Annotated in this window: 1 protein-coding gene; it reads right to left on the minus strand. The window is 67.7% G+C overall.

The window, feature by feature from the left end:
* A partial coding sequence (locus tag IF89_RS40130) for an RHS repeat domain-containing protein (protein ID WP_043195142.1) occupies positions 1-279 on the minus strand: 279 nt, incomplete at both ends.

Here is a 279-nt window from a genome sequence, read left to right on the forward strand (position 1 = left end):
GTAGGTGTAGGCGGCGGAGGCGGTCTGCCCGTCCGCAGTCTTCTGCACCGCGGCCTTCAGACTGCCGTCACTGTTGTACGTGTAGGCGGTGACCGCCCCGGCCGCATCCGTAGCCGATACCAGCTGCCCGTGCTGGTCGTAGGCGCGGGAGACAGTCTTCCCGTCGGGGTAGGCGACGGATACCAGGCGTCCCTCGCCGTCGTAGGTGTAGGTGATGAGGGTGTTCTTCTTGGCGTCCGCGTCGTCGCGGGCGCCTTCCCAGATGCCGGTGGCCCGGTT

The organism is Streptomyces sp. NRRL F-2664 (genome assembly GCF_000719345.1).
GTDB lineage: Bacteria > Actinomycetota > Actinomycetes > Streptomycetales > Streptomycetaceae > Streptomyces.